The following is a 23,946-nucleotide window of genomic DNA, read 5'->3' as shown; positions in this document are numbered from 1 at the left end:
AAAAGTTGCAGGAAGCTGGCTTCTAGCAGCGACGAAGCCTCTTGTCCAGTTCGCCTTCAGATGCGAGGAATATCTATGACATTGAAAGACAACCTATTAGAGGCCGCCACCCATCACGTCCCGTTTGACGGGTGGTCTGACGCAACTCTTCTTGCCGCAGCCGAAGATTGCGGCCTAACCGAAGCTGACGCACGCGCAATTTATCCACGCGGAGCGCTGGATTTGGCGCTGGCCTATCACCGGGCGGGTGACGCGAAGATGGTCGAGCGGCTGAACGCGGAAGACCTGTCCGAAATGCGCTTTCGCGACAAGATCGCGGCGGGTGTACGTTTCCGGCTTGAGGTCGCGGATAAGGAACTGGTGCGCAAGGGAATGGCGTTCTTCGCAATGCCCCAGAACGCCAGCGACGGGGCGGCTGCGCTATGGCACACATGCGGATTGATTTGGGAGACGCTGGGCGACAGTTCGACCGATCTGAACTGGTACACGAAGCGGGCGACGCTGTCGGCGGTCTATTCCTCGGTCGTGCTGTTCTGGCTGGGCGATGAAAGCGACGGGGACGCGGCCACATGGGCCTTCCTTGATCGCCGCATCGACGACGTAATGCAGATCGAAAAGATCAAAGGGCAAGCACGTGGATCGGCGCTGTATAAGGCGTTCATGTCGGGGCCGGGCAAAATCCTGGACTCGATCAAGGCCCCCGGCACCCCGAACCCGAACTACCCCGGCCGCTGGCACCCAGACGAGGACGAAAAATGACCGACACCATGCGCGCAATTCAGATCACCGAACCCGGTGGTCCAGACGTTCTGCAGCTGTGCGAAGAGCCCATTCCGACTCCGCGCCCCGGCGAGATCCTGATCAAGGTCGCCTATGCAGGTGTAAACCGTCCTGACGCGCTGCAACGCGCCGGCAGCTATGCCCCGCCACCCACCGCAAGCCCCCTGCCCGGCTTAGAGGCCTCGGGCGAGGTTGTGGCACTGGGCGACGGCGTGACCCATTGGGCCGTAGGTGATCAGGTTTGCGCCCTTCTGCCCGGTGGCGGCTATGCTGAATACGTGACAACCCCGGCGGCCCACGCCCTGCGCATCCCCGACGGCATGGGTATGAAAGAAGCCGCCTGCCTGCCCGAAACCTTCTTCACCGTCTGGTCCAACGTCTTCATGCGCGGCGGGCTACAAGCAGGTGAACGCTTCCTTGTCCACGGCGGCAGCTCGGGCATCGGTACGACGGCGATCCAGCTGGCCAACGCCTTTGGCGCGCGGGTGTTCACCACCGCAGGCTCGGACGAGAAATGCGCGGTTTGCGCCGATCTGGGGGCGGAACGCGCGATCAACTATAAGACCGAAGATTTCGTCGAGGTGCTGAAGCCCGAAGGCGGCGCGAACCTGATCCTCGATATGGTGGGCGGGGGCTATATCGCCCGCAACATCAAATGTCTGGCCGTCGAAGGCCGTATGGTCCACATCGCCTTCCTGTCCGGCCCCAAGGCCGAGATCAACTTTGCGATGATCATGGCCAAGCGCCTGACCGTCACCGGATCCACCCTGCGCCCGCAATCCGATCTGGCCAAAGCCCGCATTGCCGAGGAATTGACCGAGAAGGTCTGGCCGCTGCTGGATGCAGGCCGCGTTGCACCCGTGATGGATCAGGTCTTTGCCCTTGAGGACGCCCACAAGGCCCATGCCCGCATGGAGACCAGCACACATATTGGAAAGATTGTTTTGGAGATCACATAGTGCCCTACATTGAGCATGACGGGAAACGGATCCTTTTCGTCCATATTCCCAAGACTGGCGGCACCTCGATCGAGTCATGGATGAGCTCGATTGCGCCCCTCAAACTGTTTAACCCAATCCCGCCCCGCGCGCTGCGCGTAACCCCGCAGCACCTGCGTATGGTCGACATAGAAACCATGTTTGGCGCGGATTATTTCGACTTTGTCTTCGCGATTGTGCGCGACCCCTACGAACGGCTCGAATCCGAATTCAAAATGCGGACCGAACGCTTGGCGGATGTGATCGTACAGAAAGGGCGGTTCAAGCCGTGGCTGGACTATGTCCTTAACAAAGCAAAAGCCGATCCGTTCTTTCTGGATGGCCACATGATCCCGCAATGGGAATACCTCTCCGACAATTGTACGATTTACAGGTTCGAGGATGGGATCGAAGGGATCATAAAAGATGTGGCCGAAAAAACCGGACTACCCCTACCCGAGAAAACCCCGCATTATCGGGATTCCTCGGACTTCAAGGTCGAGATCAACTGGGAATCCAACGGAATTATGGCCGTTAACCAGAAGTACCGGGCGGATTTCGAGCAGCTGGGCTATCCCATGCGCGAACCCAACTTCAAAACCCGTATGATCCAACGCCTGAAGTCGTAACTACTTGATCGGATCCAGCAATGCCCGCTGCGCCGTGCAATCACGCACCACGTCGCGGGCGCAGGTTCTGGGTTCGAGGTCTTTGGTCAGGCACAGACGCGCCTCTTGGATGCGGTTGGATTTGCAGGTGATGGTCAGCATATCCGGGTGCCAGTCGGGGTTCGCCTGAAGGAAGGCCTCCTCCACGACGGATGCAGGCAAGCCCACAGGATTGGTCAGTTTTCGGAACACCTCGGGGCGGTTCACGGTGCCGAACGCTTCACGCACGAGGTCATAATAGACCGCCGCCTCAAGCCCCGCACAGGACCCGTGTTTCTTCCACTGATACCACGCAGCCCCGCTGGTTCCGAACAGGTCCGTCTGCGCGGCGGTCATAGAGCGCGACGGAGCGCGCACTGCGGTTTTGCAGTAGCTGGGCCAGCCGTTTTCGTACTGCGGCCACAGACCATGCACGACCCAGCCCAGATCGCGGGCGGGGTCACATTGCTCGGACCCGCGGTGATCACCGGTCGTCGCGCACCAGTTAGGCGACCAGCTGAGTGACAAGACGTAGTAATCGAAATCACCGGCGCGTTCACCCTCGGCCACACAGGAGCAAGCCGCGCTCAGCCAGATCAAGCCGCTCAAGATCAGTTGACGCATTTGCCCTTCCCTCTTTCGCCTTCCTTCCTTATATAGGCCTGAAGTTCCCCGACAACGGAAACCCGTCTGGAAGGCCTAAAGGCACCAGACAGCCCAGCCAGGGCGCGGGAAAGTTGTATTCGGGCCGATATTGTAAGGAGTGTTCAGATGAGCAAACTGATCATGGCAAAAGCCACCGCCGTCTGGCTGGTGGACAATACAACGATCAGCTTCAAGCAGATCGCGGATTTCTGTGGCCTGCACGAGCTGGAAGTGCAGGGCATTGCGGATGGCGACGTCGCCACCGGCGTTAAAGGTTTCGATCCCGTGGCCAACAACCAGTTGGATCAGGAAGAGATCGACAAGGCCGAAGCAAACCCGCTGCACAAGCTGAAGCAGAAATTCTATGCCGCTGCCGCTGGCGAAGAAAAACGTCGTGGCCCGCGCTATACCCCGCTGTCCAAACGTCAGGACCGCCCGAACTCGATCCTGTGGCTGGTAAAGTTCCACCCGGAACTGGCCGACGCCCAGATCGCTAAGCTGGTGGGCACCACCAAGCCGACCATCCAGTCGATCCGCGAGCGCACCCACTGGAACATCCAGAACATGGAACCGATCGACCCGGTTGCCTTGGGTCTGTGCCGCCAGAGCGAGCTGGACCAAGCCGTTCAGAAAGCCGCTGCCAAGCAAGCCAAAGAAGGTGGCGTCATGTCCGATGACGAACGCCGCAAGCTGGTGTCGACCGAGCAAAGCCTGGCGATGGATACGGAACCCAGAATGCCCAGTGCCATCGAGGGTCTCGAGACCTTCTCGCTGTCCCACGCTCCGGAAGAGAAAGAGGATGCGCTGCCCGATGCAGACAGCTTCTTCAATCTGCCGGACTCGAAAGACGACGACGAAGACGAATAAGACCTCAAACCCCGGCCCGGCGCCGGGGTTTTTCTTTCCCGGATCTACGGGCGTCAAAAATTTCGAACCTCGTTAAGTTCCTGTTCACCGTGATCGACGATGCTGCTTTTTGACAGTATCGGAAGGCCGGAGAACCGGGGATGAAAATCGAAGATATTCTTGCACAAGAACGGCGCGCCAGAATGGCCGCTGAACGGCTGTTGGCCCAGAAACAGGCCGAGCTTTCGGATGCAAACCGCATACTGTCACAGCACGCGTTATTACTGTCGGACGAGATCACCGAGACCCGCGAGGTCGTCGAGGAAGTCAGGGGCGAGAACACCCAAGTCCGCGCTGACCTTGAGCGCGCCAACAAGGAAATCGTCATCGCAAAGCGGCGTCTGTGGGATTCGCTGGATACCATCGAAGATGGGTTCGCGGTGTTTGACCAGACTGACCGGATGATCGCCGCCAACAGCGCCTATCTGCAGCCATTTGACGGTCTGACCTGTGTGGCCCCGGGCATTCGCTATGTCGACATCCTGAACATCGCGACAGAAGAGGGCATCGTCGACATTGGCGACCTGCGTCCACTGGCGTGGCGCGACATGATGCTGGCGCGCTGGAACGCCCCCAAACGCGACCCTCTGAACCTACGGCTTTGGGACGGCACCCACATTCAGCTTGTGGACCGACGCTCGCGCGATGGGGATATGGTGTGCCTTGGGCTCAACATCACCGAAACCATCACCTATCAGACAAAGCTGAAAGAAGCCCGCCACCGTGCCGAGGCGGCGAACCGCGCAAAGTCCGCATTCCTTGCCAACATGAGCCACGAAATCCGCACGCCGATGAACGGTGTCGTTTCGATGGCGGAACTGATGGCCGAAGGGGATCTGGACGAAGAGCAGCGCCTCTACGTTGACACGATCCGTAAGTCGGGCGAGGCGCTTCTGACCATCATCAACGACGTGCTGGATTACTCGAAGATCGAGGCCGCGAAGCTGGCCCTCAACCCCGAGCCCTTCGATCTGGAGAAAACCATTCTGGACGTGGTGACCCTGTTGCAGCCCATCGTGCAGGAAAAGGGCATCCAGCTGTCGATTGATTTCGACCTGTTCATGCCGACGAAATTCATGGGCGATGCGGTGCGGTTACGTCAGGTCCTGACCAACTTGATCGGCAACGCGGTCAAGTTCACGTCGGAAGGACATGTGCTGGTGCGTGCAATTGGTTTGCCCGCTGAAGATGACAAGGACTATCGCGTTCATATCTCGGTCGAAGACAGCGGCATCGGCATTCCCAAAGACAAACAGGCGCATATCTTTGGCGAGTTCAACCAAATCGAAGACGATCGCAATCGCCGCTATGAAGGCACCGGGCTGGGGCTGGCGATCGCACAACGCTTGGTCAAGCTGATGGATGGCGAAATATGGCTAGACAGCGAAGAAGGCGAAGGGTCGTGCTTTGGCTTCAACATCTCACTTCCTGCGCTGGAACATGTGGTCGAACCCACGCTACCTGATGCGCCCGGCAAGGCGGTTCTGGCTTTGACCGAGGGGCTGAACAAAACCATTCTGGAAAAGCGTCTACGGGCGCTTGGATTTGAGGTCACGCTGATCTCGGCGACTGCCAACTTGCTGGACATTTGCCACGATGCACGACTGATTTTCGTGGACGAGGCGCTCTGCGCGCCAGCATCATCAGCTGCCAACTCCCTGCGGACACTGAAAACCGCCTATCCTGACAGCAAGCTGATCCTGTTGACGCCCCCACAGAAACGCGCGGCTGATTGCAGCTGCACTGCCGTGGCGTCCCATGTCCTGCATACCCCTGTCTTGCGCGAGGTGTTGTTTGACACACTCAGCCAGATCGGTTCTGCGCCCGAGCCGCTGCCAGAGGTACCGTCAGAGGTTAAAACCCCACCTGCAGACATCACCCCACCCAGCTATCACACCCGCCAGATGCGTGTGCTGGCGGCCGAGGACAACAAGACCAACCAGTTGGTCTTCTCGAAACTGGTAAAATCCCTGAACATCGACCTGCGCTTTGCCAATAACGGCCTTGAGGCGGTCGAGGCGTTCTTGGACTTCAAACCTGACCTGATCTTCATGGACATCTCGATGCCCGAGGTCGACGGCAAAGAAGCCACCCGCCGTATTCGCCTGATCGAGCAGGATCAGAATATGCCGCGCACCCGCATCGTCGCCCTGACTGCACACGCCATGCCGGGCGACGCGGAAGAGGTTATGGTCTACGGTTTGGACAACTACCTGACCAAACCGCTGCGCAAACCAGTCATCTTTGACGAAATCATGGAAAGTTGCCCCAAGGACGCGACACCGCCGATGGACGATGTCTGATCAACCCTCGTCGCGCAGGAAAACGGGCTGGTCCGGGGTGCTCATCTCGGGCTGGTACTGATAGCCGCCCAAATCGAACTCGGTCAGGGCCGCTGGATCCCGCAACCGGTTCTGCACCACGTAACGCGCCATCGATCCGCGCGCTTTCTTGGCATAGAAGCTGACCACTTTCGGCGCGCCGTTCTTCATCTCCATAAACTGCGGAGTGATCACCCGCAGGGTCAGCTGGTCCTTCTGCACGGCCGAGAAATACTCGACCGAGGCGCAGTTCACCAAGACCTCGCTTTGGGTCTCGTCCCCTGCTGCATTCAGCGCATCTGCAATGCGCGGTCCCCAGAACTCATACAGGTTCTTGCCGCGGGGATTGGCCATCCGTGTCCCCATCTCAAGCCGGTGCGGCGCGATCTGGTCACGTGGGCGCAATAGCCCGTAAAGACCGGACAAAAGGCAGAGATGGTCATCGGCATAGCGCAACGCGTCTTCGTCCAGACTGGGTGCATCGAGGCCCGCATAGGTGTCGCCCGCGAACATCTCGATCGCGGGTTTTTCACCTTCGCCACTGCCAAAAGCCTGAAACCGTTCAGCATTCAGCGCGCCCAGTTTGGGCGAGATATGCATGAGCTTCTCAAGCCCCTCCGCCCCGACACCGCGTGCGGTTTCAGCTAGAATTTCGGCCTGGTCCAAAAACCGCGGTCGCGTTCCAGCGCCATTCAGGGCCGGTTTTTCGTCCAATCGTTTGGCGGGTGAAACCACAACCAGCATGTCAGTCCTCTTCGCTTAGAATTTCCAGAAAGGCCGGGCCGAACCGTTCGGCCTTGGCGTCATTCATCCCCGGCATGCGGCCCAGATCGCCGATGTTCATCGGTTTTCGTTCCGCAATTTTGCGCAACGTTCCCGGCGCGATGGTCAGGTATTTGCCCGTCCCATCTTCGCCGCGCAACAGGTCCGTAGCGGCGTCTTGCAACCGGTCAAACAAACTGCCCGCCGCGCGGCCGGCCAGCTTGCGACGGACGGGGTGCATATGCGCGACCTCGCCTGCGATGACCTGCAGGAAGTCCGCGCCATAGCTTTCCAGCTTCTTCGCGCCTACACCGCCAATCCGCGCCATGTCATCCAACGTGACGGGGCGTGTCTCGGCCATTTCGATCAGCGTTTTGTCGGTGAACACTACATAGGCGGGGACGCGGGCAGCCTCGGCCAGCGCGCGGCGTTTGGCTTTGAGGGCAGAGAGCAGCGGCGCATCTTCCTCGGACACAAGCATCTTGGCGGCGGGCCTGCGCGCAGCCTTCAACGTGTCGCGCCTGAGCGTGACTTGCGCTTCGCCGCGCAGCACGGGATGCGCCTTTTGCGTGATCCGCAGCGCACCGTGCCGTTCGGGGTCGGGCCGCACCAGATCCAGCCCCAGCATCTGCCGGAATATTGCCTGCCACATGGGCTTTGTGTGATCCTGCCCCACACCAAAGGTTGGCAAGCTGTCATGGCCGCGTTCCTGCACGCGTTCGGTCATCGTCCCACGCAGAATGTCGATCAGATGCCCCGAGCCAAAACGTTCATCCGTGCGCAGGATCGCGGACAGCGCCTTCATCACGTCGACCGTCCCGTCGAACAAGTCCGGCGGAGTCGCACACAGGTCGCAGTTCCCGCAAGGCTCGGCCTCTTCCCCGAAATAGGCCAGAAGCTGCTGACGGCGGCATCCATGTGCCTCGGCCAGACCAAGCAGAGCATTCAGTCGCCCATGATCTGCGGAGCGCCGCTCGGGCGGGGCGAGACCCTCATCGATCTGGGTGCGGCGAAAGCGGATATCATCGGCACCGAAAAGCGTCAGTGTTTCAGCAGGCGCTCCATCGCGGCCTGCGCGGCCGATTTCCTGATAGTAGGCCTCGATCGATTTGGGCAGATCGGAATGGGCAACCCAGCGGATGTCGGGCTTGTCCACGCCCATGCCGAAGGCCACGGTCGCGACGACGATCAGCCCGTCTTCCTGTTGGAAACGACGCTCGACCTCGCGACGGTCATCGGGATCCATTCCCCCGTGGTAATGGACAGCGGCGTGGCCTGCGTCTCGCAAAGCGCTGGCCAAAGTCTCGGTCCGGGCGCGCGTCCCAGAATAGACAATGCCCGACTGGCCTTTTCGGGCAGCGGCAAAAGACAATATCTGTTGGCGGGGCGAATTCTTGGCAGCAAAGGCCAGATGGATATTGGGCCGGTCAAACCCGTGCAGAAAAGTTTGTGGGGGCTGTTCATCGAACAGCTTTTCGACAATCTCGGTGCGAGTTTCTTCGTCGGCAGTTGCGGTGAAGGCAGCCAATGGCACGTCCAACGCGCGGCGCAGCTCTCCGATCCGCAGATAATCGGGGCGGAAGTCATGGCCCCACTGGCTGACGCAATGCGCCTCGTCTACGGCGATTAGGCTGGTGCCGATCCGGCGCAGCAGGTTCAACGTCCCGCCCGAGGCCAGACGCTCGGGCGCCATGTAAAGCAGTTTCAGCTCGCCGCGTTCCAGCGCGTCAAACACTGCGTCGGTTTCTTCCTGCGTGTTGCCCGAGGTCAGCGCCCCCGCCGACACACCCGCCGCCTGAAGTCCGCGCACTTGATCGCGCATCAACGCAATCAGCGGCGAGATCACCACCGTCACACCATCGCGCACCAGCGCAGGCAATTGAAAGCAAAGGGATTTCCCGCCACCCGTCGGCATGATGGCCAAGGTATTCTGACCGTCGCACACGGCCTGAACGATCTCGGCCTGACCGGGCCGAAAGTCATCGAAGCCGAAAACGGATTTCAGAAGATCAAGGTCGCGGGGCATGTGTGTGCTGCTCGGTGTTTTGACAGCACAATCCCATGCCCGCGCGTGGGCAGCAAGGGATTAGTAGGCGGCCGAGTACAAAGCGTCGTTCAGCACGATCCGAATGGCCATGAGCGCGATCAGGGCAACCAGCGGCGCCAGATCCAGATTGCCCAGATTGGGCAGGAACGACCGCAGGCGGGAGTGCACGGGTTCGAGCAGCTTATTCAGGCCGTACCAGATTTGCGCGACGATCGGTTGGCGCAGGTTCAAAACCTGGAAATTGATCAGCCACGACATGACGATGTGCACGATCAGGATGAACCAAGCAATTTCGGTAAGCATCAGAAGGATTTTGAGAATGCTGATCATGTCGGCTCCTTGCAAGTTGGTCACACCCATCTAGGTCGCCTGACGCGCAAGAGCAAGGGTGACGCGCGGTTGGCATTGACGTTCAGGGAAAGTCGCGGCAGGGCAACCACAATTAAAGGAGCCGCCATGTATCCCTTCGTCCGCATGATCAAAGAGATGGTGAAATTCGCCAAGGCCGAGCCTCTACCCGTCGATGGCGTCCACATCAGCCACCACCGCTGCTGGCCGTGGGATATCGATCTGTGGCGCGAGCTGAACAATGGCCGCACCCTGACCATGTACGATCTGGGTCGCATTCCATTGGCAGGACGCACGGGTCTAAGCCGCGCGTTGATCAAGAACCGCTGGGGTCTGACGATGGCCGGAGCCAGTGTGCGTTATCGCAAGCGGATCCGCACCTTTGCGCGGTTCGAGATGCGCAGCCGCTTGGTCGGCTGGGACGGAAAATTCTTTTATGTCGAGCAAACCATGTGGCTGGGCGACGACTGCGCGAACCAGATCGTCTATCGCTCGGCCGTGACAGATCGCGATGGAATTGTTCCCTCTGACAAGGTGCGGGCCGCCATTGGCCATACCGGCCCCGCGCCCACCTTGCCGGAATGGGTGCAGGCATGGATCGCGGCTGACGCTACGCGACCCTGGCCGCCTGAGATGTAAGTTCTCTTGCCCGCGCGGGCTTTTCCCTGTTTGATCGCAAAAAACAGGGGGCAAACATGGCAGAGATCTCGGCACGTAAGCGCATTTGGGGATGGTTCTTTTTCGATTGGGCCAGCCAGCCCTATAACACGTTGATCCTGACCTTCGTCTTCGCCCCGTATTTCAAGACCGTGGTGGGCGATGGCGCGCAAGCGCAGGCCAGTTGGGGGTTTGCTGTTGGCACCTGCGGCCTGATCATCGCGCTGCTGGCGCCTATTCTGGGCGCCTTCGCCGATAACTCTGGCAACCGCTTGCGATGGATCTGGCTGTTTTCGATCATGTATGTGATCGGCAGTTTCGGGCTGTGGTATGCAGCTCCCGACAATTTCAACATGACGCTTATTCTGATCCTCTTCGGCATCGGCCTGATCGGGATGGAGTTCGCGACGATCTTTACCAACGCGATGCTGCCCGACCTCGGCTCGCGCGAGGAAATCGGCAGCATTTCCGGCAATGGGTGGGCCTTTGGCTATATCGGAGGCCTTCTCACCCTGATTATCATGCTGGCGCTGTTCGTTGAACAGCCCAATGGCAAAACCCTGATCGGCATGACGCCCCCCTTCGGACTGGACCCGGCTGCGAAAGAGGGCACGCGTTTTGTCGGCCCGCTGACCGCGGTTTGGTACGCGCTGTTCATGATCCCGTTCTTCCTGTGGGTGCGCGACCCGAAGCCCGTTAGCAGTGACCCCCTGTTGGTCCGGCACGCGCTGGCAAGCCTGTGGAAGACCATTCGGTCGCTGCCGAAGTCCCCCAGCCTGTTTGCCTATCTCAGCAGCTCGATGTTCTATCGCGATGCGCTGAACGGGATGTACACGTTTGGCGGTATCTATGCGGCAGGCGTGTTGAACTGGTCCGTGGTAGACGTCGGCATCTTCGGCATTCTCGCGATCATCACCGGAGCGATCTTTGCATGGATCGGCGGGCGCGCAGACCGACGCTTTGGTCCCAAGCCGGTGATCACCATCTGCATTCTGGTGCTGACCTTTGTGGCCATCTGCATCGTCTTCATTTCACGCGAGAGCGTGTTTGGAATGCCGGTCGAGGCAAACAGCAAGCTGCCAGATATCGGGTTTTACATCTTGGGCGCACTAATCGGGGCTGCTGGAGGCGCGCTGCAATCGGCCAGCCGCACGATGATGGTGCGCCAAGCCAACCCCGAGCGCATGACCGAAGCGTTCGGCCTTTACGCCCTTGCAGGCAAGGCCACCAGCTTCCTTGCGCCCTTCCTGATCGGCATCATCACGGCGGCGACGGGCAGCCAACAGCTCGGCGTCTCCCCGCTTATCGGGCTCTTTATACTGGGACTTGTCCTACTGATCTGGGTTAAACCCAAAGGCACACACGCGTAGGTTTTCATATGAAACTGTTTCACAAGCTGATCCTGATTGCTGGCCTCGCCCTGACCGGGGTGCCTGCGGCTGCCCAACAACCCGCGAAAGAGCTGTTCGGCGCGGCACGTAACGGAACAGCCAGCCGTCCTGCCTCGTTCGGGTCCTACGCCAAGGGCTGCTTGGCCGGGGCCGAGCAACTGGCCGAGTCTGGGCCGACATGGCAAGCCATGCGCCTGTCGCGCAATCGCAACTGGGGCCACCCCGAGCTGATCGACTTCGTGGAAAAACTGTCGCGCAAAGCCGCCCAGCAACCCGGATGGAAGGGGCTGTACGTCGGCGACCTCAGCCAGCCGCGTGGCGGTCCGATGCTGACCGGCCACCGCTCGCACCAGATCGGGCTGGATGCCGATATTTGGATGCTGCCGCCCAAACGCCTGAACCTCAGCGCGTCCGAGCGCGAGGCGCTGTCGTCGATTTCAACCCGCCGGTCCAAGGGTGCTTACGTAAACAAGAACTGGACCCGCGCGCATCACGAGATCATCAAGGCCGCCGCAAAAGACAAACGTGTGGCGCGGATCTTTGTCTTCCCCGGCGCAAAGGTGCAGATGTGCAAAGACGCCAAGGGCGACCGAAGCTGGCTGCGAAAAATCCGCCCGTGGTGGGGACATCACTATCACTTCCACGTCCGGCTTTCCTGCCCCAAAGGCGTGAAAGGCTGCGTGGATCAGGCACCGCCGCCCGCTGGTGATGGGTGCAAGGACGCAGAACAATGGGTGCAAGATATTCTGCACCCCAAACCCGCTCCGAAAACGACAACTCCGCGCAAGCCTCGCGGTCCTCTGACCCTAAAGGATCTTCCCAACCAATGCGGACCCGTTTTGTCATCGCGATAGCGGCACTTGCCGCGCTTCTGGCGCTTGATCTTGGTGCGCAACCGGTATCGGACGCGCAGCTTGTGTCGGCCTATCGCTGGCACGGCACGGGCGAACATTTCGGCGGGTTTTCCGGGCTTGAAGTCAGCGAGGATGGCAAAGACTTCATCGCGATCACCGACCGTGGCTATATCGCCAAAGGCAGTTTTGATCGCAAGGATGGCGTGATCTCGGGTCTGAACACCACCCGACTTGGCCCGCTGAAATCCCCGAAGGGCACCCCGTTTGGCCGGTTCAGAGCGGACAGCGAGGGGCTGGCCACGAACATGGACGGTCCGATTTTCGTAAGCTTCGAGGCCAAACACCGCGTGATGCGCTTTGCCGGCCTGCGGACCAAAGGACGCGCGCTAAAAGGGCATCCAGACTTTAAGGGATTGCAGAACAACTCGTCGCTCGAGGCCTTGGCGATCGACCGCGACGGTACGCTTTACACCATCCCAGAGCGGACAGGCGTCGAGGGCTCGCCCTTTCCGGTCTATCGCCTGCGGGCTGGAAGCCAGACATGGGACAAACCCTTCGCGATCCCGCGTTTCGCGCCCTATCTTCCGGTGGGCGCCGACATCGGCCCGGATGGAAAATTCTATCTTCTCGAGCGTCACCTCAGCGGAATTCTGGGCTTCACCAACCGCGTCCGCCGCTTCGATATCACCCCGGACGGCTTCACAAACGAGGTCGAACTTCTGCGCACCCCTGTCGGCCTGCATGACAATCTGGAAGGGCTTGCCGTCTGGCGTGACACGGATGGAAACATCCGCCTGACGATGGTGTCAGACGACAATTTCAAGTTCTACCAGACCACGGAATTTGTTGAATATGTGGTCCCAACCCACGCAGCACGGTCGGACAAGATCGCAAACTGACCCAACATCCCCCTTTTTCACAAGGGTTGATCTGTCCGTTTTCCCACTGTAAGAGCACCCCGTCCCTGACATTCAGGGGCCAAGTCTCCGCAACCTTGCTAAAACGGACCAACAATATGACCCGTCTTCTTCCTGGCGTAATCGCCATGGCCGCCATCGTCGTGGCCTCAAACATTCTGGTGCAATTCCTGTTCGGCAACTGGCTGACCTGGGGCGCCTTCACCTACCCGCTCGCTTTCCTTGTCACCGACGTGATGAACCGCGTTTACGGTGTATCCGCTGCGCGCAAAGTCGTCTTCGCCGGTTTCGTCACTGGTGTGATCTGCAGCTTCATCGGCACCCAGATCATCGGCGAGTTCGGTCCGCTTGTGACCCTGCGCATCGCCATGGGATCCGGCCTTGCCTTCCTGACCGCACAGCTTCTGGACGTCGCAATCTTTGACCGTCTGCGCGAAGGTCGTTGGTGGCGTGCACCGGTTGTCTCGACCCTGATCGGCAGCTCGGTCGACACCGCAATCTTCTTCACCATCGCGTTTTCAGGCACTCTGACTTTCCTAGAACCCGCCAACGACGTTAGCTGGGCGGGCGAGGTTTTGCCGCTTTTGGGCGCAGGTCCGATGGCCCCGCTATGGGTGTCTTTGGCCGTTGCTGACTGGATGGTGAAACTGGCATTGGCACTGCTGGCACTGGTGCCGTTCCGCGTCCTGGTCACAAAACTTTCACCAAATCCTGCGTGAAAAGTTTTGACAAACGCAAAATATGTGGCACGCTCCTAGATATAGAAACAGCGAGAAAGGAGGTGTCCATGTCAAGAGATGCAACGGAGCGAGGTGCTGGGACAATCTAGGTCGCGGTGGTTCGAGGCAGCCCTCGAACTGAAACGCGGGCCGAGTTGACGCAGTTCTAACCGGCCCCACCTCCTAAATTCTCGAAAGGGTCGTTCCGATGGAACGACCCTTTTTCGTATCTGCCATTCCCGTCACGGATGTGATTGGCTAGGGTGCCCCCATGATCCGCGTGAATGACGATATCACCCTGCAAGACTGGGAACTCAGCGAAAGCTTTTCACGTTCGTCCGGCCCCGGCGGGCAGAATGTGAACAAGGTCTCGACCGCTGTCGAATTGCGGTTCGAAGCAGCACGATCGCCCCATCTGACGCAGGCCGTGAAGGCTCGGTTGAAGCGTATCGCGGGACGGAAATGGGCGCAGGATGGCGCGATCACCATCCGCGTCGAAGACACAAGAAGCCAAGCCCGCAACCGCGAGATCGCCGCCGAACGTCTGGCCGAGATGATCCGCAAAGCGCTGGTCGCGCCCAAGCGGCGTATCCCAACGAAACCGACGAAGGGCTCGCAACGCCGGCGCATGGACACCAAAACCAAACGCGGACAGGTTAAGGCTCTGCGTGGGCGGGTCACGGACGACTGACTATTTACTTAACAACGCAATTACTATGGCGTAGCATCCCCACATGGGCAGGGTCCGCACACCGAACGGACCGCACCATCCAAATACAGCGGAGCATGACATGGCCGATACCTCTTCGATTCTGGACCGACGCGCGCGACTTCTTGGCCCGAACATGACCACCTTCTATCGAGAGCCGGTTCATGTGGTGCGCGGCGAAGGGACATGGCTGTGGGACGCGGATGGAAACCGCTATCTGGACTGCTACAACAACGTCCCGCATGTCGGTCACGCCCATCCGAAAGTGGTCGAAGCGATCACCAAGCAGGCCTCGACCCTGAACACCCACACACGGTACCTGCACGAAGGGATTCTGGATTATGCCGAACGCCTGACCGGCACGATGGACCACGGGCTGGAGACGATGATCATGGTCTGCACCGGATCCGAGGCCAACGACATTGCCCTGCGCATGGGACGCGCGATGACCGAAAAGGTGGGCATCATCTGCACCGACAATACCTACCACGGCAATACAGATTTGGTCAGCCAGATGTCATCGAAACGCACGCCGATTGGCGGGCCGGTGGATTGGGTCAAGAAGGTGCCTGCGCCGGATACGTTGTTCCCGTTGGGCGGCAGCGCGGAGGCGCAACCACAAGCATTTGCCGCAGAAATCCAGCGTGCGATTGATGCGCTGGAAGAGGCTGGATACGGCTTCGGCACGCTGATCCTCGATCCGTTCTTCGCTAACGAGGGCTTCCACACATTGCCCAAGGGCTTCCTCGAGCCAACCGTCGCAGTGGTCCGCAAGGCCGGTGGCATCATCATCGCAGACGAGGTGCAGCCGGGCTTTGGCCGCACGGGGCGCAATTTCTGGGGGCATGACCGCATCGGATTGGCGCCTGACATCGTGACCATGGGGAAGCCGATGGGGAACGGGCATCCTGTGGCAGCGGTCGTGACGCGCCCCGAGATCATGGCCGAGTTCCGCACGCGCTTTGGGTACTTCAACACCTTCGGTGGCAACCCGGTGTCTGCTGCCGCCGCGATGGCGGTTCTGGATGTGCTGGAAGAAGAAGAGCTGGTTCAGAACGCACGCGACACTGGCGACTATGCCTTGGGGTTGCTTCATGAACTGGCGCACCCGCTGATCGCGGATACACGCGGCGCGGGCATGTTCATGGGCATCGAATTCACGCGAGACGGGGACCCGGAGGGCGCGACCACATTCTGCAAAGATCTGGTCGAGGAGATGCGAAATCGTGGTGTTCTGTTGCATCTGATGGGGCGGCATTATCACGGGATCAAAATCCGCCCGCCGATGTGTTTTGACCGCGCGCAAGCCGACCTTCTGGCCGAGAATCTGGACGCCGCATTGAAAGCCGTTCCCGCATGAGCGCCGTTTTGAAGCAAGCCCTGAAGGCATGGAACGCACAGCATGTGCGGATGATCAAGGACCGCGAAAACGCGGTGCATGAGGTGCGGATTTCCGGCAAGCCCGCCGCGCTTCGGTTGCACCGTCCGGGGTATCAATCAAAGGCCGCCATTCGGTCGGAACTGGACTGGATGGGGGCGCTGGCCGAGCGTGGCATGCGGGTGCCGTCCCCGATCCCGACAGCAGATGGCGATCTGGTGTTTTCACTCGGCGCAGACCAATGCGCGACGATGGTGTCGTGGGTCGAGGGCGCACCGATCGGGGAAAGCGGCGTGCCGCTGGACGGCTCGCCCGATGATCAGGCCGCGCTATATCGCAAAGTCGGCGCCGAGCTGGCGAGGCTGCACAATTTGACCGACGATATCCCCCTGCCCGATGGCTTCACACGGCACCGGTGGGACATCCCGGGATTGCTCGGGGACGAGCCGTTCTGGGGACGGTTCTGGGAGTGCCCGGCGCTGAGCGAGGACGAGCGAAACATGGTATTGCGCGCCCGCGCTGTGGCGCATGATCTGGCAACGGTCTTTCTTGAGAACGGTGCGGATTTCGGACTGATCCACGCAGACGCATTGCGAGAGAATGTATTTGTTCACAATAGCTTACTAACCCTGATCGACTTCGACGATGCGGGCTTTGGGTTCCGGCTATACGACCTTGCGGTAATGCTGTCGCAGAACGAAGACGAACCCGCCTATGAGGCAATCAAGGCCGCCGCGTTGGCGGGGTATCGGGACCACCGCGCGCTGAGCCAAGAGGCGGAAGACCTGCTGCCCATGTTCCTGATGATGCGCCGCTTCGCGTCGATGGGCTGGGCGGTCCCGCGCTATGATCCGACCGGCCCGAAGGTCGCGCTTTATACGGAAAGAGCCGTCACCGCCGCCCGGAAGTTTCTTGGGGGATGAGGGGCCGCGTGACGGGTGGAAATCTTTAAACCTTTTGACGCGGGACAGGCCGGGGTTTTAAAGGGTTTAAAGGCGCAACGGCAACACTTCCACAGCCGCGCTTCATTCTGCTGAACGGAATGATCCGGATTGCAGTAATGGTAATATCAAAGCTTCGGTAGTGTTAGCCTGCCAACATCCCTTTAAGGTTGTGCAAAGACCTACATTCAGCCTAAGTTCATTATTATTTGTCGTGTCCGCAAAGCGTGTTGGGAATTTTTTCGTATCGCCTTCGGATTTTCATAATTGGCCAATATAGCTCCTAAAAACAGCGGAGCGGATCGTGCAGGCACACGACTTTAGGCATTTCCTCGACCGGTTCAGTGAGCTGAATCCGGCGCAAATCGAGGACGCCAGAACAAAGATTAGGGATGTTCGGAGAAAAACCGAAGCCCTGGCCGAAATTGAATCACGAACGGAACAAGAACACAAGTGTCCGCATTGCGGTAATGACCGTCGCCAGAAGTGGGGGAGGACTCGGACTAAGGTTCAACGCTATCGTTGCCTGGGCTGTCAAAAGACTTTCTGCGGTAGGACGACTTCCAGGATCGGGCACATCCACCGGCCAGATCTATTTCTCGAAGTGATCCGAGATATGCTGGGAACTCGGGCACCCTCTTCCATTCGACAACTGGCCAATCGCCTCCGTCTCGACAAGCACACCATCTGGCGGTGGCGGATGATCATCATGCAGGAGCTAAGAGGTTCATCTGACGTACATTTTTCCGGCATCGTCGAGGTGGACGAGACCTACCAGAAGGAATCCAGGAAGGGATCCCGTGAATGGGTGAGGCACAAGCGAGACCCGCTCAATTACCCCAAGCCGCCAAGGTTGCGCTGGTATGAATACGCCAAGCTGGGCGTGAAGATGCAGCGCGGTCTCAGCCGTTGGCAGCTGCCGATCCTAACTGTGGTCGATCGTGGTGGGGCCAAGATGGCTCAGAGGATACCCGACAGGGCCAATGCGACGATTCATAAGGCCCTGAACTCGGTGGTTCCAGCTGACGCTGTCCTCTGCAGTGATGCCTTACGAGCTTACGGCCGTTTCGCCCAGGCGAAAGGGTTGGAGCATTTTGTGGTGGGTGGTGCCAAGGGCAAAGCCAAGGCAACGGCCTCGCATCACATACAGAACATCAACTCTCTGCATTCGAGATACGAGGACTTCATCAGACAGTTCAAAGGTCCAGCGTCCAAGTATCTTTCGGGATATGTTGATTGGTTTTTAGCACGGCTATCCAACCGAGATCCCGTCGGGGTTTTTAATGGGAGCTGAACAACCCAATCTACTCCAGTGTAAAGCTGGAAGCAGGTTTCGAAGTCTCGTTTCAGTTTGATGGTTGAACTAAGCAAACTTTGAAAGACATGTTGGACCTGTAGCTAAAGCATTGAACATAGATGTAAAAATGGCCAGTATGGCCGCCGAAGGTGAGCGTCTTGGGTTTTTGAGTTGGAAACTCTTTGCCTTAAGGAGGCGTTATACCTATATTGGTATAAGGAGATTCGTTAGTGTCGGAAAGGCAGGTTATCTGGGTAGGAGACTCCAAGAAGAATTTGATGGAGTTTCCGAAAGATGTGAAGGTTTCGATTGGGTATGCTCTCAGTGAAGCACAAAAAGGTAGGAAGGCGGGATACGCCAAGCCCATGACGGGTTTGGGTTCCGGGGTTCTGGAGATCGTAGCTGATCACGATACTGATACCTATCGAGCCGTCTACGCTGTGAAGCTCGGGGATGATTTGTATGTGCTTCACGCGTTCAAAAAGAAGTCCAAATCCGGGATAAAGACCCCGAAATCTGAAACTGAACTGGTAAAGCGCCGCCTAAAGCAAGTGAAAGAACAACTGAGGAAAAAAGCATGACTGATGTAGCCGAAGAACTTGAAATCGAAGTTGGTAGCGGAAATGTTTTCGCTGACCTGGGGCTTGATGATGCCCCTGAGCTAAAACTGAAAGCTGCGATCGCTGGTCAAATCAACTCTATTGTTCATCATCGCCACCTGAATCAACGACAAGCAGCCGAGATTTTCGGGGTTCCACAGCCAAAGGTCTCTGCTTTGCAGAACGGAAAACTTCATGGGTTTTCTCTGGAAAAGCTCTTGTCGTTTATGGTTCGATTGAATCGGGATGTTGAAATCGGCTTCAAAAAAGTCGCCTCTCATCAGGATCCTCGGTATTTTGTCCGGAACGAGAAGGAGAGGCTTCTTGTGGACGCATGATCCCGATATCCCTTAAGTTTCAGAACACTAAAACGTTTTAGGGCCGCGCTTTGCGCGGCCCTGTTTACTTTCCCGGGGGTGCGTTTGTAGATTGGACTGTTCAACGACAAAGCGGGATAGTCGAAAGAGGATAGACACGACCAACACGCTTTGCGGACACGACATTATTATTTTGTGAATATCTTGGGACCCAACATGCCTACAACAGCCGAACAAGAAGTTCTCGACGAAATCTCGCAAGTACCTGGCAATTCAGTCCAACGAATTCCATTTCACCTCTATGACAAGCAGTACCGTAAAACCACCAAGCTTGCCGATGTAGAGAGCGGCGCGACCGCTGTCAAAGGTCGAAGCGATTGGTACAGGTTTGATTTCACCGAACCAGTATTTGTCCAAGACAATTCTCATTGAAGCAGCGGACTACAAGTACCAGAACTGCGAATTCACATGGAATTCCGTTTCAACCGGAGAAAAAAGAACCAAGACCACAAAGTTTGACGACGGTTCATTTGCAGTCGAAGTAGACGATTTCATAACAGAGTTCTCCTTCAAGCCCGACAGAAGAATTCTTGGAAGCCCGATCATTACAGGGGTACGGGCTGAAGGCTTCTTGATGGACGACTTTGTCCATAGCCGCGAGCGGATTTACAGGATTGATAGCCTTAAAAAATCAGCAATTAGCGCTGCGGTTGCTACCATCGAACAAGCTGAAACCAAGGCTGAGGAGATGGCAAACTCAGTCAGCAGAATCAAAGAACTTGAGAGCGAAGCAGCTGGCCTCAAGGGTGAAATCGAAAACACGGAACGCGAACTGGCTCATAGGCGCAACGAAGTATCTGAACTTGATGCTAGAATTTCGGAGAAAAAGGCCGAGCAATCTGGTCTGGAAGCAAGGATTGAAAAGCAACAGGCAACAATTGAACAACGGCAGGCAGAAAGAGATTCACTTACCAGAGAGATAGCTGAAAAATCTGGTGTCCTTAGTGAACTCGAAAGTGACATCTACCTATTCCCGAGCGAAATATCCGAGTTCGTAAAACAGGGAGGCAAGAACAAGGCTTTCTATTGGAAGCTTGCAGTCGTACCTATGCTTGTCCTTGTAGGAATGGCCATCGCACTACTCACGAATGCCGCAAATCTCTCAACGGTCTTTGATGAAGTTGAGAATGCTAGAATCTTTTCCATACTAGTGACACGGATTCCCTATGTGGTCGTTGCATCAACGATTATCGGCGTGTCATTCGCAATAATTCAGCGACTCATTTCTGAGATTTTTAGAATCGACAAACAAACAAGATCTCTTGCGAAAATTAGCATTGTTGCGACCGATGTTTACGAAGCCTCAGCCGATGGACTCAACCTCTCCGACACCGATCAGTATCAACTGAGAACAGCTCTGAAGATGGAGTTACTTCGCGAACACCTGAAGGACTATGTACCCGAAGACTATGAGTACTCGGCTCGTAAATCCGTATTTGAGAAGGTTAGAGAAAGGAAGGAGACACTAGCTGATTCCGAGGCAGAAGATGAAAGCTTAGTGTCTGTAGTTGACGACTAAACCACAACCTCCATCCCGACCTGTTCGCCAACTCCAAACACACGTTTATAGCGCGCAATCTCGTCCTCCGGCCCCATCGCCTTGTTGGGGTTGTCGGACAGTTTCACGGTGGCCCTCCCATTCGCCTTCACCGCCTTGCAGACCAGCGAGAATGGGGCGAGGGCGTTGTCGGGGACGAGGTCTCGGAAATCATTCGTTAGCAGGGTGCCCCAGCCGAAGCTGGTGCGGACGCGGCCTGCGAATTGCTGGTGCAGTTCGATGATTTTGTCGGTGTCCAGACCGTCCGAGAAGATGACCATTTTCTGCGTCGGATCCTCGCCGCGGGATTTCCACCAGTTGATGGCGATCTCGGCGCCCGTCGCGGGGTCTCCGCTGTCGATGCGGATGCCGGTCCAGCCGGCCAGCCAATCGGGCGCATTGTCCAGAAAGCCCTTGGTGCCATAGGTGTCGGGCAGGATGATGCGCAGGTTGCCGTCGTGTTCCTGTTGCCAATCGGCAAGCACGTCATAGGGGGCCTGCGCCAGTGCGGTGTCGTCTTCGGCAAGGGCTGCATAAACCATGGGCAGTTCGTGGGCGTTGGTGCCAATGGCCTCGATATCGCGCTTCATGGCGATGTGGCAGTTGGAGGTGCCGACGAAATTGCTTCCCAACCCCTCCATCGCCGCTTGCACGCACCAATCCTGCCAGAGGTAGGAATGGCGGCGGCGGGTACCGAAATCGGCAAGGCGGAGGCCGTCGAGGGCGCGGAGGCCCGAGATCTTCTCCCATGCGCGGGTCATGGCGCGGGCGTATAGGACTTGCAGCTCGAACCGGCCCATACCACGCAGGACGGCGCGCGAGCGGAGTTCCATGAGGACCGAGAGCGCGGGGATTTCCCATAGCATGACCTCGGGCCAGGACCCTTCGAAGGTCAGCTCGTATTGGTCGCCGACGCGTTCAAGGTGGTAAGGCGGGAGGCGCATGTTCTCGAACCACTCCATGAAGTCCGAGCGGAACATCTGGCGTTTGCCATAAAAGGTGTTGCCGCGCAGCCATGTGCTTTCGCCACGCGACAGCGACAACGAGCGGATGTGGTCCAGTTGCTCGCGCAGTTCGCCCTCGTCGATGAGGTTGGCGAGGGGGACGTGTTTCGAGCGGTTGATCAGGCTGAAGGTGACCTGGGCGTCGGGCTTGTTGCGGAAGACCGATTGGCACATCAGAAGTTTGTAGAAATCGGTATCGATCAGCGAACGGACGATCGGATCGATCTTCCAGTTGTGGTCATAGACGCGGGTGGCGATATCAACCATTTATGCCTCCAGCTTGACGCCTGCGGCGCGCATGTTGTCACGGGCAGCAGCCAGCGAACCGTCAAGGTCGATGGCACGGCTGGCGGTTTCCAGAACGGTGACGTCGAAGCCCAGCTTGGCACCGTCGATGGCCGAGTAGGCGACACAGAAATCGGTCGCAAGGCCGACCATGGTCAACTTGGTGACGCCACGGGTGCGCAGATAACCCTCCAGCCCCGTGGGGGTGGTCTGGTCATTCTCGAAGAAGGCGGAATAGCTGTCGATCTGCGGGCGGAAGCCTTTGCGGATCACGAGGTCGGCGGGGTCGGTCAGAAGATCCGTATGAAAAGCCGCCCCATCGGTGCCCTGCACGCAGTGGTCGGGCCAGAGGACCTGAGGGCCATAGGGCATCTCGGTCATCTCAAACGGGGCTTTCCCTTCGTGCGACAACGCGAACGAGCTGTGGCCCGCTGGGTGCCAGTCCTGCGTGAAAACTTTCACGGCAAAGTCGGGCAGAATGGCATTGATCAGGGGCACAATCTGGTCGCCTTCGGCGACGGCAAGGGCTCCGCCCGGGCAGAAATCGTTCTGCACGTCGATCACGATCAGGGCTTCATCTGCGGTGCGCATGGGCGGTCCTCCTTGAACTTCAATGGGTAAGGACCGCACGCAGAAGGGTCAAGCAACGAGGGCCAAGGATGCATGATGCCACACGAAAAAGGGGCGCGCACCACGCGCACCCCTTCAAAAGTCGCATCCGCTCAGGCCTAGAGCCTGCTGATGTCAAACGAGATCCCAGTCAGCTGGCGGATCAGTCGCAACAAAGTGTTGCTTGCCGCGATCGCGCTTTCGGTAACAAGCACTGTGTCCTTGCTGTGGATCTGGAACTTGTCCGCGCTGAACAGTCCGTCAGCGGTGGTCAGGTCGATCACAAAGACACTGCGTGCGTTGTCTGGCCCCTGATCGTCTGGACGCACAGCTGATTGCGGATATTCGCGCAGGATCAGGATCCCCTTCGGGTTGGCGCGGGTATCTGACAGCCCACCAATCAGCGACATCGCATCAAGCGCAGAGATCTCGGATTTCGAGAACGGGATCAACGCCTCTTTCGAAGCCGCCCCCAGCGAGCGGAAATAGCGGCTGTCATCCTGCAACGCCAGTTTGTCTCCGGGCCGCAGATAGGTGTCAAAGGATGCGTTGGACATAACCTCGGCCAGCGGGCGCAAATAGGTCTGATTGCCACGGATCAACTTGATGCTGGGGTTATTCAGGCTTTTGTCCGGGCCACCGGATGCGGCGATGGCATGCAGCACAGTAAAGCTTGGGTCATCCAGCGTGATCGGTCCAGGTCGCGAAACACCAGACACCATCGATACCGTACCTCGTGTGCCTTGTGTGACGTTCAACTGCACCTGAGCCGACGGGATGGCTTCGACATATTTGCGCTGGATACGGGCGCGGGCAGCCGAATGCGACATGCCTGCGATATGGACGCTGCCGACGAAGGGCAGGAAGATGGTGCCGCCCGAAGAAACAAGCATGTTCTTCATCTCGACCGTGTTCTGGCTGGGCGAGGACAGAAGCGAAGATTCCTCGCTATCCCAGACAATCACGTCCACGCGGTCAAACGGCCGGATTGGTTTGTCGACGGCGGCAGATCCGCGCGACGGCCAGGTGTAATCGCCGTCCGCGTTAGGGGCTGGCCAGCTTGCGATGGCGGGCAGGGTTGCCTTGGAAACGGTGTATACAGCCAGATCCGCACTGCTTTCAGCGTTCCCGCCAACAATCTCGGATTGAAGGGCCGCGCCGCGTGGCGCGCCACAGCTGGCCAAAGCAAGGACAGAAACCGCAATCAAAACAAAACGCATTCGCGCAACCCCCAAGGTT

25 protein-coding genes are annotated in these 23,946 nt (G+C 58.2%); 17 read left to right on the top strand and 8 right to left on the bottom strand.

Translation table 11 applies throughout. The annotated features are described in order from the left end of the window. Window positions 1-75: 75 nt before the first annotated feature. The 3 genes from MWU53_RS11220 to MWU53_RS11210 are packed head-to-tail and all read left to right on the top strand — an operon-like array spanning window position 76 to window position 2,386. Complete coding sequence (locus MWU53_RS11220; protein WP_247093345.1) at window positions 76-759, top strand: COQ9 family protein; 684 nt, start codon at window positions 76-78, stop codon at window positions 757-759. Next, window positions 756-1,739, top strand: coding sequence for an NAD(P)H-quinone oxidoreductase (locus MWU53_RS11215; protein ID WP_247093343.1), 984 nt, complete (start codon window positions 756-758; stop codon window positions 1,737-1,739). The genes MWU53_RS11220 and MWU53_RS11215 overlap by 4 nt, the downstream gene beginning before the upstream one ends. After that, window positions 1,739-2,386, top strand: coding sequence for a sulfotransferase family 2 domain-containing protein (locus MWU53_RS11210; protein WP_247093340.1), 648 nt, complete (start codon window positions 1,739-1,741; stop codon window positions 2,384-2,386). Before MWU53_RS11215 ends, MWU53_RS11210 begins: the two co-directional genes overlap by 1 nt. On the opposite strand, the gene MWU53_RS11205 is transcribed toward MWU53_RS11210, so the two are convergent. After that, window positions 2,387-3,028: a ribonuclease T2 gene (locus MWU53_RS11205; protein ID WP_247093338.1), complete on the bottom strand. Its 642-nt coding sequence runs from the start codon at window positions 3,026-3,028 to the stop codon at window positions 2,387-2,389. 147 nt (window positions 3,029-3,175) lie between these two features. Between MWU53_RS11205 and MWU53_RS11200 the strand changes: the two genes are divergently transcribed. Then, a complete protein-coding gene (locus MWU53_RS11200) occupies window positions 3,176-3,916 on the top strand; it encodes a cell cycle transcriptional regulator TrcR (protein ID WP_247093336.1) in 741 nt (246 codons plus the stop codon). Window positions 3,917-4,056: 140 nt separating this feature from the next. Then, a complete protein-coding gene (locus tag MWU53_RS11195) occupies window positions 4,057-6,258 on the top strand; it encodes an ATP-binding protein (protein WP_247093334.1) in 2,202 nt (733 codons plus the stop codon). Here MWU53_RS11195 and yaaA read toward each other — a convergent pair whose 3' ends face one another. Genes yaaA through MWU53_RS11180 form a run of 3 tightly spaced genes read right to left on the bottom strand, consistent with a single transcriptional unit; the run spans window position 6,259 to window position 9,415 of the window. Then, window positions 6,259-7,020: a peroxide stress protein YaaA gene (yaaA, locus tag MWU53_RS11190; RefSeq protein ID WP_247093332.1), complete on the bottom strand. Its 762-nt coding sequence runs from the start codon at window positions 7,018-7,020 to the stop codon at window positions 6,259-6,261. A 1-nt stretch (window position 7,021) separates the two neighbouring features. After that, a complete protein-coding gene (recQ, locus tag MWU53_RS11185) occupies window positions 7,022-9,064 on the bottom strand; it encodes a DNA helicase RecQ (protein ID WP_247093330.1) in 2,043 nt (680 codons plus the stop codon). A gap of 60 nt (window positions 9,065-9,124) precedes the next feature. Continuing rightward, the gene (locus tag MWU53_RS11180; RefSeq protein ID WP_247093329.1) at window positions 9,125-9,415 is read right to left on the bottom strand and encodes a YggT family protein; all 291 of its coding nucleotides are present in this window, start codon (window positions 9,413-9,415) and stop codon (window positions 9,125-9,127) included. 126 nt (window positions 9,416-9,541) lie between these two features. Between MWU53_RS11180 and MWU53_RS11175 the strand changes: the two genes are divergently transcribed. The 11 genes from MWU53_RS11175 (at window position 9,542) to MWU53_RS11125 (ending at window position 19,233) form a co-directional block, all read left to right on the top strand. Beyond that, complete coding sequence (locus tag MWU53_RS11175; protein WP_247093327.1) at window positions 9,542-10,072, top strand: acyl-CoA thioesterase; 531 nt, start codon at window positions 9,542-9,544, stop codon at window positions 10,070-10,072. 56 nt (window positions 10,073-10,128) lie between these two features. After that, window positions 10,129-11,460: an MFS transporter gene (locus tag MWU53_RS11170; protein ID WP_247093325.1), complete on the top strand. Its 1,332-nt coding sequence runs from the start codon at window positions 10,129-10,131 to the stop codon at window positions 11,458-11,460. Between the two features lie 8 nt (window positions 11,461-11,468). After that, entirely contained in the window at window positions 11,469-12,335 is an 867-nt protein-coding gene (gene mepA / locus MWU53_RS11165) for a penicillin-insensitive murein endopeptidase (RefSeq protein ID WP_247093322.1), read from the top strand. Then, window positions 12,308-13,234 carry an esterase-like activity of phytase family protein gene (locus MWU53_RS11160; protein ID WP_247093320.1) on the top strand — a complete coding sequence of 309 codons (927 nt, stop codon included), beginning with the start codon at window positions 12,308-12,310 and terminating at the stop codon, window positions 13,232-13,234. Before mepA ends, MWU53_RS11160 begins: the two co-directional genes overlap by 28 nt. Before the next feature lie 116 nt (window positions 13,235-13,350). Then, window positions 13,351-13,971 (top strand): queuosine precursor transporter, encoded by a 621-nt coding sequence (locus MWU53_RS11155; RefSeq protein WP_247093318.1) that lies wholly within the window; start codon window positions 13,351-13,353, stop codon window positions 13,969-13,971. Window positions 13,972-14,242: 271 nt separating this feature from the next. After that, window positions 14,243-14,662 (top strand): alternative ribosome rescue aminoacyl-tRNA hydrolase ArfB, encoded by a 420-nt coding sequence (arfB, locus tag MWU53_RS11150; protein WP_247093316.1) that lies wholly within the window; start codon window positions 14,243-14,245, stop codon window positions 14,660-14,662. A 100-nt stretch (window positions 14,663-14,762) separates the two neighbouring features. Then, entirely contained in the window at window positions 14,763-16,040 is a 1,278-nt protein-coding gene (locus MWU53_RS11145; RefSeq protein ID WP_247093314.1) for an aminotransferase class III-fold pyridoxal phosphate-dependent enzyme, read from the top strand. Beyond that, on the top strand, window positions 16,037-16,981 hold the full coding sequence (locus MWU53_RS11140) for a phosphotransferase (protein WP_247093312.1): 945 nt from the start codon (window positions 16,037-16,039) through the stop codon (window positions 16,979-16,981). The genes MWU53_RS11145 and MWU53_RS11140 overlap by 4 nt, the downstream gene beginning before the upstream one ends. Window positions 16,982-17,303: 322 nt before the next feature. After that, window positions 17,304-18,293, top strand: a complete 990-nt coding sequence (locus MWU53_RS11135) for an IS1595 family transposase (RefSeq protein WP_348647039.1) — start codon at window positions 17,304-17,306, stop codon at window positions 18,291-18,293. A 233-nt stretch (window positions 18,294-18,526) separates the two neighbouring features. Further along, a complete protein-coding gene (locus MWU53_RS11130) occupies window positions 18,527-18,877 on the top strand; it encodes a type II toxin-antitoxin system RelE/ParE family toxin (protein ID WP_247093310.1) in 351 nt (116 codons plus the stop codon). Next, entirely contained in the window at window positions 18,874-19,233 is a 360-nt protein-coding gene (locus MWU53_RS11125; protein WP_247093308.1) for a helix-turn-helix transcriptional regulator, read from the top strand. The genes MWU53_RS11130 and MWU53_RS11125 overlap by 4 nt, the downstream gene beginning before the upstream one ends. Before the next feature lie 252 nt (window positions 19,234-19,485). On the opposite strand, the gene MWU53_RS11120 is transcribed toward MWU53_RS11125, so the two are convergent. Beyond that, entirely contained in the window at window positions 19,486-19,629 is a 144-nt protein-coding gene (locus tag MWU53_RS11120; protein ID WP_247093306.1) for a hypothetical protein, read from the bottom strand. Between MWU53_RS11120 and MWU53_RS11115 the strand changes: the two genes are divergently transcribed. Then, window positions 19,622-20,791, top strand: a complete 1,170-nt coding sequence (locus MWU53_RS11115; RefSeq protein ID WP_247093304.1) for a hypothetical protein — start codon at window positions 19,622-19,624, stop codon at window positions 20,789-20,791. The two genes, MWU53_RS11120 and MWU53_RS11115, sit on opposite strands and share 8 nt — an antisense overlap. Here MWU53_RS11115 and pncB read toward each other — a convergent pair. From pncB to MWU53_RS11100, 3 genes are all read right to left on the bottom strand, one after another. Then, a complete protein-coding gene (pncB, locus tag MWU53_RS11110) occupies window positions 20,788-22,080 on the bottom strand; it encodes a nicotinate phosphoribosyltransferase (RefSeq protein ID WP_247093301.1) in 1,293 nt (430 codons plus the stop codon). The two genes, MWU53_RS11115 and pncB, sit on opposite strands and share 4 nt — an antisense overlap. Next, window positions 22,081-22,689, bottom strand: coding sequence for a bifunctional nicotinamidase/pyrazinamidase (pncA, locus tag MWU53_RS11105; protein WP_247093299.1), 609 nt, complete (start codon window positions 22,687-22,689; stop codon window positions 22,081-22,083). Window positions 22,690-22,826: 137 nt separating this feature from the next. Then, the gene (locus MWU53_RS11100) at window positions 22,827-23,927 is read right to left on the bottom strand and encodes a polysaccharide biosynthesis/export family protein (RefSeq protein ID WP_247093297.1); all 1,101 of its coding nucleotides are present in this window, start codon (window positions 23,925-23,927) and stop codon (window positions 22,827-22,829) included. Window positions 23,928-23,946: the final 19 nt, after the last annotated feature.

The sequence above is a fragment of the Aliiroseovarius sp. S1123 genome (genome assembly GCF_023015885.1).
Lineage (GTDB): Bacteria > Pseudomonadota > Alphaproteobacteria > Rhodobacterales > Rhodobacteraceae > Aliiroseovarius.
The sequence above is the reverse complement of the archived record's forward strand: the minus strand, read 5'-3'. Positions and strand labels throughout refer to the sequence as shown.

Excerpts from the sequence above, each read along its gene's own strand:
- MWU53_RS11175 (WP_247093327.1), top strand. The coding sequence starts at position 9,542 with ATGTATCCCTTCGTCCGCATGATCAAAGAGATGGTGAAATTCGCCAAG.
- MWU53_RS11200 (WP_247093336.1), top strand. The coding sequence starts at position 3,176 with ATGAGCAAACTGATCATGGCAAAAGCCACCGCCGTCTGGCTGGTGGAC.
- MWU53_RS11160 (WP_247093320.1), top strand. The coding sequence starts at position 12,308 with ATGCGGACCCGTTTTGTCATCGCGATAGCGGCACTTGCCGCGCTTCTG.
- MWU53_RS11220 (WP_247093345.1), top strand. The coding sequence starts at position 76 with ATGACATTGAAAGACAACCTATTAGAGGCCGCCACCCATCACGTCCCG.
- MWU53_RS11180 (WP_247093329.1), bottom strand. The coding sequence starts at position 9,415 with ATGATCAGCATTCTCAAAATCCTTCTGATGCTTACCGAAATTGCTTGG.
- MWU53_RS11140 (WP_247093312.1), top strand. The coding sequence starts at position 16,037 with ATGAGCGCCGTTTTGAAGCAAGCCCTGAAGGCATGGAACGCACAGCAT.
- pncB (WP_247093301.1), bottom strand. The coding sequence starts at position 22,080 with ATGGTTGATATCGCCACCCGCGTCTATGACCACAACTGGAAGATCGAT.
- MWU53_RS11100 (WP_247093297.1), bottom strand. The coding sequence starts at position 23,927 with ATGCGTTTTGTTTTGATTGCGGTTTCTGTCCTTGCTTTGGCCAGCTGT.
- MWU53_RS11145 (WP_247093314.1), top strand. The coding sequence starts at position 14,763 with ATGGCCGATACCTCTTCGATTCTGGACCGACGCGCGCGACTTCTTGGC.
- MWU53_RS11170 (WP_247093325.1), top strand. The coding sequence starts at position 10,129 with ATGGCAGAGATCTCGGCACGTAAGCGCATTTGGGGATGGTTCTTTTTC.
- mepA (WP_247093322.1), top strand. The coding sequence starts at position 11,469 with ATGAAACTGTTTCACAAGCTGATCCTGATTGCTGGCCTCGCCCTGACC.
- pncA (WP_247093299.1), bottom strand. The coding sequence starts at position 22,689 with ATGCGCACCGCAGATGAAGCCCTGATCGTGATCGACGTGCAGAACGAT.
- recQ (WP_247093330.1), bottom strand. The coding sequence starts at position 9,064 with ATGCCCCGCGACCTTGATCTTCTGAAATCCGTTTTCGGCTTCGATGAC.
- yaaA (WP_247093332.1), bottom strand. The coding sequence starts at position 7,020 with ATGCTGGTTGTGGTTTCACCCGCCAAACGATTGGACGAAAAACCGGCC.
- MWU53_RS11125 (WP_247093308.1), top strand. The coding sequence starts at position 18,874 with ATGACTGATGTAGCCGAAGAACTTGAAATCGAAGTTGGTAGCGGAAAT.
- MWU53_RS11155 (WP_247093318.1), top strand. The coding sequence starts at position 13,351 with ATGACCCGTCTTCTTCCTGGCGTAATCGCCATGGCCGCCATCGTCGTG.
- MWU53_RS11205 (WP_247093338.1), bottom strand. The coding sequence starts at position 3,028 with ATGCGTCAACTGATCTTGAGCGGCTTGATCTGGCTGAGCGCGGCTTGC.
- MWU53_RS11215 (WP_247093343.1), top strand. The coding sequence starts at position 756 with ATGACCGACACCATGCGCGCAATTCAGATCACCGAACCCGGTGGTCCA.
- arfB (WP_247093316.1), top strand. The coding sequence starts at position 14,243 with ATGATCCGCGTGAATGACGATATCACCCTGCAAGACTGGGAACTCAGC.
- MWU53_RS11195 (WP_247093334.1), top strand. The coding sequence starts at position 4,057 with ATGAAAATCGAAGATATTCTTGCACAAGAACGGCGCGCCAGAATGGCC.